This is a genomic window from Desulfosporosinus sp. FKA, from assembly GCF_002196785.1.
GTDB lineage: Bacteria > Bacillota > Desulfitobacteriia > Desulfitobacteriales > Desulfitobacteriaceae > Desulfosporosinus > Desulfosporosinus acididurans.
Genome location: NZ_NAHZ01000011.1, coordinates 24,035 through 38,889, shown reverse-complemented (window position 1 = coordinate 38,889; position 14,855 = coordinate 24,035). Strand labels below are relative to the sequence as shown.

The window sequence follows — 14,855 nt, the reverse complement described above, 5'->3', positions numbered from 1 at the left end:
CCTCTTTTTCCCTCTAAGAGGAGACAGCTATGTTCGATTTAATGCGTTTATTTGTTCAAGTCGTTGAAGAGGAGAGCTTCACGGTTGTTGCTCGGAAATTAGAGATTAGTCAGCCTGCGGTTTCAAATCAAATGCGTGCTCTAGAAGAGAAATTAGGCGGTGTCAAACTCATTAATCGCAAAGGGAAAGGCTTTGTCCTAACTCAAGAGGGAGAAATATTTTATCGTCATTCAAAGCATATGCTGGATTCCTGGACAGAAATAATAGAAAAAATTGGAAATTCGGAACGGGTTATGAGTGGGAAAATACATATCGGAGCTTCCAATGTCCCAGGTGAGTATTTATTGCCAATGTACTTAGCAAATTTCCGTAAGTCCTTTCCCGATATAAGCTTTAAATTGACGATTGGTGACAGTTTGGAGGTCGCTGAAAAAGTTTTAAACCATGAGGTAGACTTTGCTGTTGTAGGTGCGGTCTTCGATACTGAAAAACTAACGTCTGAATATTGGCTTAAAGATGAACTGGTCATACTTGTTCACGAGGATCATCCGTTACAGGCCAAGAAAAGTGTTGATCTTCAAACGCTCAAGTCTTATCCAATGGTGATTCGAGAGAATGGATCAGGACATCGACGTGCTTTTGAAGAGGCTCTCGCTAAACACGGTTTTGATTTACATGATTTCAATATCGTTTTAGAAGTTGGCAGCACAGAAGGCGTTAAAAACTCTGTTCGATCTGGATGGGGCTATTCATTTTTATCAAGACATGCTATTGAACAAGGTGAAAAATCAGGTTTGGTCGAATTGTCGGTTAAAGATTTGAATCTGGAACGAGGTTTTTATCTTTTAACTCGCCGTAATAAATCCCTATCATATATCGCCGAAGAGTGTTATCGTTACCTTTCCCTTCGGAGATCAGACCTTAAATAACTTGGGAAGGGACATTGAATTTTCAGCATAGGCTGACAATGCATTTTTATATCGATGACAAAAAGGAGAGGATCGCTTGAACTGGTTTTTAAGCGATTTTAATATAAGGGCGTGGCGTTTCATGAAGCATTACGAATTCGAAACGGCGCCAAGCATGACGCTTATTTACGGACCACCGGGTGTTGGAAAGTCTTCTCTTTTAAACTTTCTTAATCAACAGAGGAAAAAAGAGGGGAGTATTTTAATCGATTCTCCATCCTTTTCTCGTCAATATGCTTTTGCTGCACAGGAAAATAATCTCCCCCGGTTTCGCCAATACTATCGCTCTGCATCCTTGCTGCTTTTGGATGATCTGCAATGTTTAGCTGGAAAAAAGCAAACGATCGAAGAAATTCTTTTTACTTATGAAAATATCATACAAAGAGGAGGTAAAATGGTAGCGGTTCTGGAAACCGATGTTCTGAATCTGAACTATTTAGGAGACCGTTTGACGTCGCGTTTGCTAAGCGGAATTGTCATCCCCATCAATAAGCCTCAGGGCTATGAGTTAGAAGGCTTTGTGGAAGAATACTCACATCGCTTATTACTTTCAATGGATCTCGCTATTTCGGAAATGATTGCCCTGCGAACAGAAAGTCTCACCGGGGCGCAAAAAATCCTTCACGGTTTTTTGAACTATGCGGAACTTCATAACGATGAACTTAGTAAGCAATGCTTTTTGTCCTATTGGCAAGAGGAGGTCAGAAAACAGAGTCAGGAGATAAGCCCAATGAACATCCTTCAGGCTGCGTCTCAAGTTATGGGTTTTACTCTCGAAGAAATTGTTGGTTCTACTCAAAAACCTTCTGTCAACGAAGCCAGACAATTAGCAATTTACGCGGTTCGAACCCTTTGCAATCTCTCATATCCGGCCATAGCCTCATATTTTAATCGCCGACATTCTACCATTATCACCGCCTATAAAAAAATGGAAGAAAAGTTGTTTCAGAATCAGGAATTACTTAACCGTTATCAAGAAATAAAAAATAAGTTTAAAGATATTACGAAGGAGTGATCCGATGTCAGACTCGATTCAGAGAATAGGGGTGCTTACAAGCGGAGGAGATGCCCCCGGAATGAATGCTGCTGTTCGGGCAGTTGTTCGTAAAGGTATTTTCCACGGGCTGACTATTTTTGGTGTTCATCGAGGGTATGAAGGACTCATTCACGGCGAAATCCAGGAAATGAGTATTGGTTCCGTAGCGGATATCGTTCTGCGGGGAGGAACAGTCCTGAAGACTGCCCGTTCAGAAGAAATGAAGACTCCTGCCGGACAGCAAAAGGCTCTCGCTCAATTGCAGGAACGAAAGATTGATGCCCTCGTTGTCATAGGTGGAGATGGATCTTTTCGAGGTGCCCAAACCCTTGTAGCTCAAGGAGTCAAGGTTGTTGGGATTCCCGGCACCATTGACAATGATATTGCCGGAACAGACCTAACCATTGGTTTTGATACTGCGGTTAATACGGTTGTTGATGCTGTAAGCAAAATTCGTGATACGGCGTCATCTCATGACCGGACATTTATTGTTGAAGTTATGGGACGAAACTGTGGGAATATTGCCCTCCAGGCAGGTTTGGCCTGTGGCGCAGAATCGATTCTGGTGCCGGAGATTCCCTATGATTTGGATGAAATCAGCAATAAATTACTCAGAGGTCATCAACGGGGTAAGAATCATAGCATTATCCTTGTTGCTGAGGGTGTTGGAAGCGCCTACAAAATCGGAGAAGAATTGCATGTCCGCTCAGGCTTTGAAACTCGTATCACAGTTCTTGGGCACTTGCAGCGCGGAGGTAATCCCAGTGCTCTTGATGCCGTAATTGCCGCAGCTATGGGGGGCAAAGCCGTTGAAATCCTTATGGCTAATGAAACGAATCGTATGACAGCTTACATTAATCAAGCTGTAGTTTCCAGGCCCCTTGATGATGCTTATGGTCCTCGTCGTCCTCTAAATCGCGAACTTTATGATTTAGCTAATCAGTTATCAATTTAACGGAAGGAGTGAATGCGTTCAGCTAAAGCTGAACGTCGGAGTTTTACGATTGGATAAATTTTTTGTGGAGAAGAGGTTTTGCAATGGTTAATGAAACATCTAAACTTTGCATCGATTACACAGGAATGATGTATTCGTCTCAAAATCCTAAAGGTTTTTCCAAGGAAGATTTACAAGGATTGCAGGCGAAATTGGACGAGGCTCAAGATTCCTTGCATGCTCGGAGGGAATCGGGAAATTTGGACTTTTCTCTGCTTTTGCCGTCCATGCTCAGTCAACTTCCTGAACTGTGCGAATATGCTGATCAAGCCGCTTCAAGATTCGATAACTTTGTTGTCCTGGGCATAGGAGGGTCAGCTCTTGGCCCTTTAGCGGTTCAGCAAGCGTTAAATCATTATTACTACAACGAATTAGCACCGGAGAAGAGGTCTGGCCGATCTCGGTTCTATGTCTTGGATAATATTGATCCGCTTCGTTTTCGAGAGCTAGGTCAAATACTTGATCCGCAAAAAACTCTCTACAATGTTATTTCCAAATCCGGAAATACCTCAGAAACCATGGCACAATTCCTCATAGTTCGCGATTACTTGCGTCATTCCTGCGGAGAAAGCTATGCCGATCATCTGGTTGTTACTACAGATCAACAAAAAGGCAACCTTTTGCCCATAGCCCTAAAGGAAGGATTTAAACGTTTTGTAATTCCCTCAGGTATCGGAGGAAGATTTTCCGAATTGACCCCAGTTGGTCTTCTGGCGGCGGCAATCTGCGGAATTGACGTCGAACAACTCTTAGCAGGGGCTATAGAGATGGACAGGCGAATTAGAGAAACGAAGGGAGTTTTTGTTAACCCTGCCCAATTGAAGACTGCCTTATCTTATTTGTCTTGGCAAAAAGGAAAAAACATTTCAGTATTTATGCCTTATGTGGATGGCTTGAAAACAATGGCCGATTGGTATGCTCAGTTATGGGCGGAAAGTTTGGGTAAACGTTATGATCGATTAGGGAAAGAGGTTACTTTAGGGCAGACTCCGGTAAAAGCTCTGGGAGTAACGGATCAACACTCTCAGATTCAGCTATATACGGAAGGACCGGATGATAAGGTTATCACCTTCCTAACTTTGAAAGAATTCCAAGTAACTCAAAAAATTCCTGAGGATTTAACCTTACCGGAAGATATTCGATTTTTAGGAGGGAAAACCTTAGAGGAGCTTTTATTTGCTGAGCAAAAAGCTACCGAATATGCCTTAACCAAGGCAGGCAGGCAGCATCTGAAAATTATCCTTTCTGCCTTAACTCCCTATACTATTGGACAATTACTTCTTCTTCTGGAATGGGAAACTGCCTATATGGGTGAACTGCTCAATATCAACGCCTTTGATCAGCCAGGCGTAGAGGAAGGTAAAAATGGTACTTACGGTTTAATGGGACGCCCCGGCTATGAAGCTGAAAAGTTGGCCATCGAGGCCTATGGCAGCGAACGGCATATTTTAACGTAAATCTTAACGAAAATCTTAACGCTCTGCTAAACTCTCGTGTACTTCGTCGAGGCAAAGGTATATGGGGGTTTCTTTATGTCTATTTTTAGAAGGATTTTACCAATTAAAGTCGAATTTATTCCAAAAGAGGTGAAACAATGGAACCTATTTTTGCCTTGGATATTGGAACTCGAATGGTCATGGGATTAGTGATGGCTAAAACCCAAGATCAAGGGTATGAAATTCTGGCAAGTGCCTGTATCGAACATCGTCAGCGTGCTATGTATGACGGGCAAGTTCATGATGTCAATGAAGTGGCACGAGCCGTCAGCGCTGTTAAAGAGACTTTGGAGAAAACGTTAGATGTAAGCCTTAAACAAGTTGCTGTTGCCGCAGCCGGCAGAGCCCTGCGAACGGAAATAGCCAGCGCCGAACGTCGGGAATTGTTGCCTGTGCGGTGGGAACAAGAAATGATCTTGGCTTTGGAGTTAGAAGCAGTCCATCAGGCTCTGCACCAATTAGTATCATCCAGCGAACATAACACAAAGCAATATCATTGTGTCGGATACAGCACTATTGCCTGCTGGAACGAAGACGAAGAGATTTCCAACCTTATCGGGCAGCGGGGAAAAAAGGCCAAAGTTAAAGTGATTGCTACGTTTTTGCCTAGAACTGTTGTCGATGGTTTAGTATCGGTTCTGGGGCAAGTTGGTTTAGAAATGATGAGCTTAACTTTAGAACCGATTGCGGCAGGGCAGGCAGCGATACCTCAGAATATGCGGCGTCTAAACCTGGCACTTGTTGATGTGGGGGCGGGAACAGCAGATATAGCCCTGACTCGAGAAGGATCTTTTTTTGCTTACGGGATGGTGCCGATGGCCGGGGATGAGGTCACAGAAGCCATTTGTGAACATTATCTCCTTGATTTTAAAGTGGGTGAAAAGATAAAGCGAGAGCTGAATACTAAATCCCGACTAAAATTCGCAGATTTTCTCGGTAACAAGGTAACTGTTTCTAAAGAAGAGGTACTAACGGTAATTGAACCTGTCGTTAGTAAACTGGCTCAAGATGTAGCCAAAGAAATCACAAAACTAAATGAAAATGTTCCCCAAGGGATTATTCTTATTGGCGGAGGAAGTCTAACGCCCATGCTCCCCAAAATGTTATCAGAAGTTTTAGGGATTTCTCCGAAACGCGTTGGAATTCAAATTCGAGAACGTTTAGAGGACGTTCAGGGCGAAAAAGATCTTAAGGGGCCTGAGAGTATAACTCCTATAGGAATTGGTATATCCGCGCTTGAAGGAACCGGACTTCAATATTACACAGTAACTGTCAACAATATACCGATACCAATTTTTGAGGTGCAATTGACAACGGTCGCAGAGGCTCTGCTTGCAGCGGGAATATCTCCTCGTTCCTTTGTCGGGAAACCGGGGGCAGCTCTTACCTTCGAATGGAATCAAGAAGTGCAGATAATCAAGGGAACCATGGGGCGGTCGGCCCAATTGACGGTTAACTCTCGACCGGGCCGATTTGATCAGATGTTGAACAGTGGAGACCAGATTGAGTTTATTCCCGGTCTTCCCGGCAAAGATGCTGAGATGACCATCGGCGAAATTCTGCCTCCCTATGAAAAGAAATGGATTTTCTGGAATGGGAGGCGAGAAGACTTTTCACCCCGTATTTTTCATAATGATCAGGTGTTAAATATTGACGATAAAATTCAAGATGGCTATAAGTTAACCTATATTTCTAACGATAATCTGCAAAATTTATTAGAGCAAAAGAAAACTCTGTTTAAAGAGCCAATTTTAGCTCCAGTAACCTTAACTATTAAAGTTAATGGGGAAGTGCGAAAAATTGTTTTGGAACGGCAGCTATTGGTTAATGGTTGTCTTGTTGAAGGAAACTGTCCGGTCCAAGATGGTGATTCTATAGAGGTTCGTCAGGAACAGAAAAGGATTGGCGAATTGAGTCTCCAACCAAAGCCGCTGATTTTTACGATTAACGGACAAGAATTTGAATACCCTCCCCAAGTTGCTGAAATCATATTTCATGGAAAACCCGTCTCAGATGATGAATTACTCGAAGATGGAATGGATTTAAGAGTCAACGGTTATAAAGGGATGCCGATTCTTTCGGACTTATTGCCTTTCGTTAAGTTCCCAGATGAGATGCCGAAAGGGGCTTCTTTAAAATTACGTGTAAACGGGCAGGAGGCTGAATTTACGACGGTCCTGCATCCCGGTGATCGTGTGTCGGCTAATTTCGAGTGACATTGCTAAAAGATTGAGCAAAAGAACACTTGACATTCTTCCCAGAGGCCATAAAATGGTGATGGAGGTGTAAACTATTATGCTCTTTCAATGGTTAGTAGCTCTTATTGCTGTCGCTATTTTAGTAGTTACTGTTTATTCAGATGCTTTAACTGGTAAAAAGAAACATTCAACCTATTTCCAAACAGTTCAAAAACCGTTGGGAAAAAAAGAACGAGAGGCATCTATTCCTGATTCGGACCGGCATAATCGTTTCTTTTCTAAACTGAATACTCTCTAAAACACAACAGATCCGATGGACATTGCATCGGATCTGTCGTTATTTTTTGTGCTATCAGACAGTGTCTTCACCTGATAGTATAAGTGCAGCTAACCTGCCGTTTTCGCCAGCTAAGTTTTCTTTAGCTTCAATATTTAGTTGTGTTTTAGGCGTAGTCTGAATTGCAATTTTGGATATAGTTGGATATAATCATAGGAAGTTTGGCTATAATACTGGAAACTTGAAAAACGGGCAGCTATATTTGAGTGGAGGAAAAATTAATGCATCAGTTTTGGTTTTTTATTGGGAGTTTTCCAATACGTGCTTATGGCACGCTTTTTGCGCTAGCCTTTGTTCTGGGAGTAGGAGTCACCTTATACTTTGCGAAAGCTGAAAAACGAGAAGAATATATGGAGACCATGCTTGATTTAGCGCCAATATTACTTCTTTGTGGTTTGCTGGGCGCAAGAATTTGGCAGGTGTTTTTTTTCGATTGGTCTTACTATAGCAAATATCCTGGTGAAATTATTGCTATCTGGCATGGGGGACTTTCTATTCAAGGCGGAGTCGTCGGGGCTTTATTAGGAGGGGGACTATATGTCTGGCGTAAAAAGCTTCCTTTCTGGGAGCTTGCCGATTTAATTGCTCCCGGCTTGATGCTTGCTCAATCAATAGGCAGAGACGCTAATCTGATGAATGGCGATGCTTTCGGGGGTCCAACAGGAGGAAACTTTGGCATCCTCTATCCGGTCGGGACAATTGCCCGGGATACTTTTGGCAACCAACCCCTTTGGCCAGCTGAAGTATGGGAAGGACAAGCCGACGTTATTATCTTTGCAATTCTCGTCATTCTTAAGCTGAAGAAATGGCCTTCAGGGACGATTTTTCTTCTTTATTTGATCTTCTATAACACCTCAAGGTTTTTTCTCGAAGGGCTGAGGGGTGATAGTCCAAGGTTCTTGTTCCATTGGACAGCGGCACAATGGAGCAGCTCAGTAGCTGTCATTATCGCCTTATGTTTGTTGGCATGGAGAATATGGAAAGATCGTCAACATAAGGATTTAAACAATACTCCTCAAGATTCTATTTAAGGAGAGCTATCATTCTTCTTAGTTCCCGGTACTTTTGAACGTGCATTACTGGTGATCGTCTTTTTGAATTGTACAAAACATGTTCTCTTCAGAACTGAGAATAAACTGGATTGCTTCCAAAGTTGCATTTTGGATTTCGCGGCGGGTGGCTAAATTTTCAGGAATAACCAAATGCTCGAGAATTTTCGGGAGTACCGTAATGGTCACACGGACAGAGGTGTTCGAATATGCAAAGAGGTATTTGTGCTGTTTATTCTCATCGACCTTTAGTGCCCCTCGGCCGAAGGTTGCATGGTTTAATATTTGAAAGGCGTCTAAAGCACAAGAGTGGGTTTGGGCTGTCACCATAAGCTCAGTGCTGGGCGTTGGTTTAATACCCAATTCGCGCATAGCTATTTGGGCAACCCTGTAACCTAAAGCTATTTCCGGGCAAGTATGACCGTGAAAATCAATCACTTGTTCCCAAGGAGTTTTTTCAATACACATAGATTATTCCCCTTTCGTTTGCTTTGAGGATATTGTATAACTTAGGGGATCAAAAGAAAAGAGTTATGATCACATTAATAGATATCGTGATATTTTATTGTAAATAGAAATGAGAGGGAAATCTCTTAAGGGTTTTCCTCTCATAAATAACTTAATTTGAAGAGTTTGAGCCCAATTGTTCTAAGTGTTAGGAAAAAGAACTCCTATAATCCCGCCTATTCCACCGGATACAAGAGCAATAACGGCCTTTTCACCCATTCTGAGCCATGAAGGCGCATCCGACCACAAAACAGCAGATAAGATAAGAACGATGAGTGAAAAGCCCAATCCGATGGCAAGTCCGTAGTATAAACCTTTAGTGCCTGCTTGATGTGCAGTAATAAAGGATGCTGCAAAAACACTAAAGCCAAAGATAATATTGAGGAACAAGTCTGATTCAGGAACAGATGTGTAGGAAAGTACGATCCCGAAAACTACCGATAACAATAAGGCTGACACGGTTGCTAGAAGAATTCCTTTTAAAATCATCGTTAACTGAAAGGATTTTGTCATGGTATCCCTCCTTTTAATTGTTAACTACCTATGCCTCTTTTTCAAAGAGTATGACAACACCTTGCTATAAAGATAAAAATATATTTCCGGAGAACCAGCCGAAGAACATACTTTAAGTTTATCAGATGGAGTAATTCAAAAACTTTATGGAGATAGAAAGATTATTTTAAAATTGTATTTCGAACTTCATATTAAAAGTAATTCTTAGTATGGATTTTTGCTTAAAATTTGCTATAATATTAATTATTCTTCAGTGTTTTAATTAGTGTTGTGGAAGGATGAACTAGCTTTGAGATTAAAGGAAAAAACTCATCGGAAATTTGTCGATTTTTTTGAGAAGATTTCTAATATGTATCAAGGACAAGATTTTGAATTAGCATATTCAGATATTCAACGTGAAACAGGAGCAGCAAGTGTCACCTTAAAACGAGCCATTCAAGCATTGGCAGAAGATGGAGTACTTGATGTTCAGCCTGGCAGAAATTCAAGATATGCTCGGTTTCGTTACTTACTAGCAGCCCAATCAGTTGACGCTATGGAACCTTTGTCTAGTGAAAAAGAGAACGATGAAAATTCTATGGCCGACGAACCACAAAATAATGATACCATTAACGAAAATCTCCAAGAACTTCTTCAGCTAGTCGATCATCTTCGTCGACGCGTACGTACTCAAGAGATGTCCATTGCCTTATTGCAGGATCGAATGGCGGAAATTGAGGATAAACTGCGAAAACGATAATTTCCAAGCATTTGCTAGAGATTTTTTTTAATTATGGTGATATAATAAAAACATAGCCTGACTTGTGCGTAGAGATTTTCATGGTTTTGATCCTATTAATGACACGGGAACTAAATGTCATGTGATTACAACATGCCCTTTCTTTGTGGAAACAGGGAAGTTGGAAAGCATGGACTAGGTGCCCACCTGCGAAAGCGGGGTCAGAAACCTGAAATCTTACGGCAAGTTGGGGAGGGTAGGGAGAATTTCCTACCCTTGTTGTATTTTATGTCCGCGAAAAGGGAGATCTTTTATCTCAAGATGCTTTTTCGCCGGATAAGTTTTTTTAAGAGGTGAACTAATGACAAGGATAATTTTAACTCGTCATGGCCAAACCTTGTGGAATATTGAGGGGCGTGTACAGGGTCGTCTGGATTCCCCTCTTTCCGAAACTGGGCTGCTTCAGGCTCGATCTTTGGCCAATAGACTTAAGGACGAGGGGATTCAATATATATATACCAGTGACGCTCCTAGGGCTCGGGGAACTGCCGAAGAGATTCGGCGAGAAATCGGATTGGATCAATTAATCATCAATCCCGCCTTGCGAGAATTTTCCTTTGGTGATTGGGAAGGGCATATTTGGGGAGAATTAAGGAAAGCGTACCCGGATTTGTTTAAAATATGGGATGCTTCCCCCCATTTAGTTACGGCTCCCGGCGGTGAAAATATGGCAATGGTACTATTACGCTCCTGGGATTTTGTACAAAAGATTCTTGATAACCATCCAGGAGAGACTATTTGTGTGGTAACTCATGGGTTAACTCTGAAACTATTAGTAACCAAAGCTTTAGGCTTTGAGATTCATGATTGGACCAAAACGCCTTGGCAGAATAATACTGCCCTAAATATTTTTGAAGTTGACGGTGATGAATGGAAGCCTGAGTTGGTCGGGGATTGTCAGCATTTAGAAAAAATTGACCAAAGAAACTAAACTCTTGATTCACATAAAAACCACCCAAGGCAAAATGCTTTGGGTGGTTTTTATGTGAATCCGGGATTTTTGCTTAGGGTGAGCTTTTCTTCCAGTCCTCTTGAAACATCTGGTCTAATTTTGAGGTTGCAGCAGGTGAGGGGACAGTAATAGAAAACTCATGATCTGCAACAAAGTTATAACGTGTCCAATCGGAGCCGCTTGCCAGAAAGGAGTTCTGGTCAAAAATTGCCAGGTGAAGTCCGAGAGGTGACTGCTTAGGAAAATAACGTATGGAGATGCCGGCGGCTTTTAATTTTTCCAGAGTTACCGGTGTCTTGCTGGCAGCACTGGAGTCTAATATAATGCGGATATTTCGGCCCTTTCCAGCAGCGTCAAGTAAGGCTTGAACAATATCAGGCTCAGTGATTTCTGTGTTTTCAACCCAGATGGATTTTGTACTGCTGGATATATACTCCAGCAGTTGTTCCTTGACGTTAGCGTTGACAGCCAATGTAATATTATCGTTATTAAGAGTAGTTGGTTTGGGTACATCTAGGGGAAAAGTTGTGGTGAATTCCCAATCCTTGGAGAAGAGTGCTGCGATTTTCCAGGCAGAACTTCCAGAAAGCTCCACAGCTAAATCATGAGCCTTGAAGCTTTTACTTGTCCATGATGGTCCGTAAACTAAAGCTTTGTCTTGGTCAACAATTAACCACTTGGTATGGTCATTTTGTCCTTTCTGAGCAGGATAGTACTGAATCGATACATTTTGATTTTTCAACTGGTCGAGAGTAGCCCAATTTTGTTTCTGCCATTGATCTAAGAGAATATGGACTTCAATACCTGAACGGGATTTAGACAGCAAAAGATTAATGAGCTGAGGGTCGTCAAACTCGGCTTGTTCCACATAAATTGAGGATTGTGCTGATTGAATCAGACTGATGGTGCGCTGATAGATAGCCTCTTGATCAATCAAAAGTGCTTCGGCGGAAAGATTGGAAATTGGGGCCTTCTTAGCAAAAATTTTAGGAACTTTCATGGTACATCCACTTAAAAACAGAAGGCAGAATAAAAGAATAACTATTGTAACTAAGGGGATATGTCGCTTAGGCATAATACTTACTTCTCCCAAGGTCAAAATTTGTCTACATTATAACATATGTGTCCAAAAGGTTAAAAGATTGGAAAGGCATAACATTAAGAAGTTTTTCATAAGAATTGGGCAGGGTGAGTTTAAAGCTTTGAAAGGGCATGGGGTTATGAGGGTGATGAAAACTCGTTGGACTATTTTTATATCGATTATTTTTAGCGTTTTAGTAATTCTCGGATATATGAACAGCAAGGCCCAAGCTGTACTGCCTGCCCAGGGATCAGGTTTAAATTTCTCTGCGGCCTTAGCCTTCGACCATGTAAAATACCTTACAGATAAGATTGGTCCTCGCCCGGCCGGGAGCAAAGGAGAGCTAAAGGCAGCCCAGTATATTGCTTATGTTTTAAGTCGAAATGGCTGGAAAGTTCGTGAACAGCCATTTAGTAAAGTGATCCTTCGCAATCCATCCCTCAATGATCCTCAAAAACGTGTTGAATTGATAAATAGCCAAAATATCATCGCTGAGCTGCCTGGAACGCTTCCAGATACTGTTGTACTCGGTGCCCATTATGATACGGCAGCAATGAATGTACCTGGAGCTGTAGATAATGGTTCAGGGGTAGGAGTATTGCTTGAACTTGCACGAGTCTTAAGCAAGGAACCTCATGAAAAAACTTATCAATTGGTTTTCTTCGGAGCTGAAGAAAATGGACTAGTCGGTTCAAACTATTATATCTCACAAGCCGATTTATCAGCTGTACAATGGATGATCAATGTTGATATGGTCGGAACTCCTCTGGAAATTGATGTTGCAGGCAATAAATCTGCCCCGCCGGATCTGCTTAAACAAGTTTCGGCTTTGGCTAAAGAGAGCCATATTCCTTTTCATCTCAGCCGAGATTTTACCGTTATGACTCGGGATAATTCGCAGGGCGGTTCAAGTGATTTTAGCTCTTTTCTAGATCAGGGGATTCCTGCCTTGGGCTTAGGGATTTACGGGAGGCCGGAAGGATATTTTCATAGACCAGAAGATCAGTTGGACCATGTATCCTTGGAAACTTTGCAAAACGTTGGTAATCTTGTTCATTTATTAGTGAATAACGTAAAACTAGACAGACTTGGATCCCAGAACTGGGATGAGTTGTATCTTTCGTTTCAGATTGGCGGAAATGTTTTTGTACTGCCTAGTTTTGCCCTGAGAGGACTTATTATTCTCATTTTGCTTTTAACAGTTATTATCTACTTCAATTACCTGAAAAAACGTAGAGATAAAATACCCTGGAAGGATGTCTTTGTAAGTACTGGCATTATTACCTTGCTGAGTATAATTATTATAGGAACTGGTGGAATTGGAGAACTCCTCTGGCAAAGCTTAAAACATACTCAAAAGGTTTATTATGCTCATCCTGAAGTATACCTTATCGCCCGTGTGGGGATTTCTGTTGGTCTTATTATACTTCTTGCCGGTTGGTTAAAAAAGCTGCCGATGACCCGGGATGCGAATCTCTACTGGTTAGCTGCCGGACTTCCGCTCTTGATTGTGAGTCTAAGCTTAGCTCTTATACGCATTGATCTTGCCTTTCCTTTTGTTTTCTGGCTCTTTTGTCTAGATATTCAGTTCTTTTTTCCTAATATCGTGTTCGTGCTAATAGGTCCTTATTTCTTATATTCAATCCATTATGAGCTTTTGACTTCTGAACAATGGTTGAGTTTTAATGAAGCCATCCATAAATACCCTGTCATTTTCCTCGTGACGTATGCCTTACTTTTAGTTCCCTTTTTGCTTGCCTGCTGTCATGTCGCCCTGAAGAGATCCGCCCTTGCCAAAAAAATTTTGGTCTATGTAAAAATGCCGGCCTTGATTGGGCTTGGTCTGCTGGTACTCTGTTTGGGTTTGGTACCCTCCTTCAACGCGAAGTACCCACAGCAAGTTACAGTTCAAGAAGAATGGATCGGGAACCAGGAGGGGAAAATTCATATTTATTCGGATGAACGTTTACCGAGTCAATTAGTGAAGGATTTAGGCGTCAAAGAAGGAAAAAGCGTCGAGGTACCTCTAGTGAATGAGAAAGCTCCTTTAAGTGTGACGACGACAGTTGAGGAGAAAAGTTTAAATGCTCAAAGACTTTTGGATCTAACCATAAAATTGAATTATCTTCAAGAACCCTATTTGGTTCAACTAGAATTGGAAAGTGATCATCCTTTTGAAGCTAAAACGGATGAGTTCCTTCCAATGACCAAACTGCCTAAACAAATACAATTAATAGGATTTCGGCAGCCAACGGGCAAGTATTCGCTGCTCTTACAAAGAACCCCGCCTCAGAAGAACACCATTCATTTAAGCGTAGAAACTCAGGGATTGCTAACATGTTCAATCGAAGGAATATTTCCTTGTTCGGAGCCTCAGCTGCAAATACATAACAAGCAATTATCGATAGACTATCTGCGCTTATTTAAAGAAAACTATTCTTTTTAAGGAAATTTCTCTCTGGATAAGATGATTTATTGGTGGGAAACTAAGTATACTTCAAGGAGAGGGTGAAATAAATGTATAAAATGATAGCAGTAGAAGATGGACTCAGCAATGTCGTACAAGCATTACATGCTTCAGGATTTAAGACCGCTCCTTTAGAAGGAAAGGCATTGTATAATATTCGGGCAGTTGTCGTTAAGGGTGATGGAACTCATAATTTATCGGCGGATTGGCCGGTCAAGCTGCCAGTTATTAATGCCTCCGGTCGTAGTGCAGAAGAAGTCGTTGAGGTTCTTAGGGATCGTTTTTCCTAATAGAATGAACTCGAACCACTCCCACTTCTTAAACCATCCGAAAAAGGATGGTTTTTTAGCATATCGCCTATCCGCTATCCCTCTAGGATATTCCTATATGAGATGGTAGAAACGATTGTATGGATGTAACTATGAAAGAAAAGGGAAATGAAAGCTTTCCTTTCCTTTGATTTCACGGTATATTTTAAA

The 14,855-nt window shown here is 41.6% G+C and carries 14 protein-coding genes and 1 other RNA gene; 12 read left to right on the top strand and 3 right to left on the bottom strand.

Features of this window, described 5'->3' with window-relative positions; genetic code table 11:
- The first annotated feature begins 29 nt into the window (after nucleotides 1-29).
- The 7 genes from B5771_RS01985 to lgt all read left to right on the top strand — a co-directional run bounded on the left by B5771_RS01985 (nucleotide 30) and on the right by lgt (nucleotide 8,060).
- The gene (locus tag B5771_RS01985) at nucleotides 30-929 is read left to right on the top strand and encodes a selenium metabolism-associated LysR family transcriptional regulator (protein WP_088186013.1); all 900 of its coding nucleotides are present in this window, start codon (nucleotides 30-32) and stop codon (nucleotides 927-929) included.
- A gap of 76 nt (nucleotides 930-1,005) precedes the next feature.
- Nucleotides 1,006-1,983, top strand: coding sequence for a DnaA/Hda family protein (locus B5771_RS01980; RefSeq protein ID WP_088186012.1), 978 nt, complete (start codon nucleotides 1,006-1,008; stop codon nucleotides 1,981-1,983).
- A gap of 4 nt (nucleotides 1,984-1,987) precedes the next feature.
- Nucleotides 1,988-2,959: a 6-phosphofructokinase gene (pfkA, locus tag B5771_RS01975; RefSeq protein WP_088186011.1), complete on the top strand. Its 972-nt coding sequence runs from the start codon at nucleotides 1,988-1,990 to the stop codon at nucleotides 2,957-2,959.
- Nucleotides 2,960-3,042: 83 nt separating this feature from the next.
- Entirely contained in the window at nucleotides 3,043-4,455 is a 1,413-nt protein-coding gene (locus B5771_RS01970; RefSeq protein ID WP_088186010.1) for a glucose-6-phosphate isomerase, read from the top strand.
- Between the two features lie 137 nt (nucleotides 4,456-4,592).
- Nucleotides 4,593-6,710, top strand: a complete 2,118-nt coding sequence (locus B5771_RS01965) for a cell division FtsA domain-containing protein (RefSeq protein ID WP_088186009.1) — start codon at nucleotides 4,593-4,595, stop codon at nucleotides 6,708-6,710.
- Between the two features lie 79 nt (nucleotides 6,711-6,789).
- Nucleotides 6,790-6,990, top strand: coding sequence for a hypothetical protein (locus B5771_RS01960; RefSeq protein ID WP_047808221.1), 201 nt, complete (start codon nucleotides 6,790-6,792; stop codon nucleotides 6,988-6,990).
- Between the two features lie 260 nt (nucleotides 6,991-7,250).
- The gene (gene lgt, locus B5771_RS01955; RefSeq protein WP_088186008.1) at nucleotides 7,251-8,060 is read left to right on the top strand and encodes a prolipoprotein diacylglyceryl transferase; all 810 of its coding nucleotides are present in this window, start codon (nucleotides 7,251-7,253) and stop codon (nucleotides 8,058-8,060) included.
- A gap of 45 nt (nucleotides 8,061-8,105) precedes the next feature.
- Here the strand turns inward: lgt and B5771_RS01950 are convergent, their stop codons facing one another.
- Nucleotides 8,106-8,546, bottom strand: coding sequence for a formylmethanofuran dehydrogenase subunit E family protein (locus tag B5771_RS01950; RefSeq protein ID WP_088186007.1), 441 nt, complete (start codon nucleotides 8,544-8,546; stop codon nucleotides 8,106-8,108).
- 180 nt (nucleotides 8,547-8,726) lie between these two features.
- Nucleotides 8,727-9,098 carry a TIGR04086 family membrane protein gene (locus tag B5771_RS01945; RefSeq protein ID WP_088186006.1) on the bottom strand — a complete coding sequence of 124 codons (372 nt, stop codon included), beginning with the start codon at nucleotides 9,096-9,098 and terminating at the stop codon, nucleotides 8,727-8,729.
- A gap of 289 nt (nucleotides 9,099-9,387) precedes the next feature.
- Here B5771_RS01945 and B5771_RS01940 point away from each other — a divergent pair, with 289 nt between their 5' ends.
- From B5771_RS01940 to B5771_RS01930, 3 genes are all read left to right on the top strand, one after another.
- Nucleotides 9,388-9,837, top strand: coding sequence for an IclR family transcriptional regulator (locus B5771_RS01940; protein WP_088186005.1), 450 nt, complete (start codon nucleotides 9,388-9,390; stop codon nucleotides 9,835-9,837).
- Between the two features lie 51 nt (nucleotides 9,838-9,888).
- Nucleotides 9,889-10,074, top strand: a non-coding RNA gene (ssrS, locus tag B5771_RS01935) — 6S RNA.
- 103 nt (nucleotides 10,075-10,177) lie between these two features.
- Nucleotides 10,178-10,807, top strand: coding sequence for a histidine phosphatase family protein (locus B5771_RS01930; RefSeq protein WP_088186004.1), 630 nt, complete (start codon nucleotides 10,178-10,180; stop codon nucleotides 10,805-10,807).
- Nucleotides 10,808-10,880: 73 nt separating this feature from the next.
- Here the strand turns inward: B5771_RS01930 and B5771_RS01925 are convergent, their stop codons facing one another.
- Nucleotides 10,881-11,828, bottom strand: a complete 948-nt coding sequence (locus B5771_RS01925) for a phosphatidylserine/phosphatidylglycerophosphate/cardiolipin synthase family protein (protein ID WP_348982925.1) — start codon at nucleotides 11,826-11,828, stop codon at nucleotides 10,881-10,883.
- Between the two features lie 229 nt (nucleotides 11,829-12,057).
- Here B5771_RS01925 and B5771_RS01920 point away from each other — a divergent pair, with 229 nt between their 5' ends.
- Nucleotides 12,058-14,355 carry a M28 family metallopeptidase gene (locus tag B5771_RS01920; RefSeq protein WP_242966697.1) on the top strand — a complete coding sequence of 766 codons (2,298 nt, stop codon included), beginning with the start codon at nucleotides 12,058-12,060 and terminating at the stop codon, nucleotides 14,353-14,355.
- Between the two features lie 71 nt (nucleotides 14,356-14,426).
- A complete protein-coding gene (locus B5771_RS01915; protein WP_047808214.1) occupies nucleotides 14,427-14,666 on the top strand; it encodes a YkuS family protein in 240 nt (79 codons plus the stop codon).
- Nucleotides 14,667-14,855: the final 189 nt, after the last annotated feature.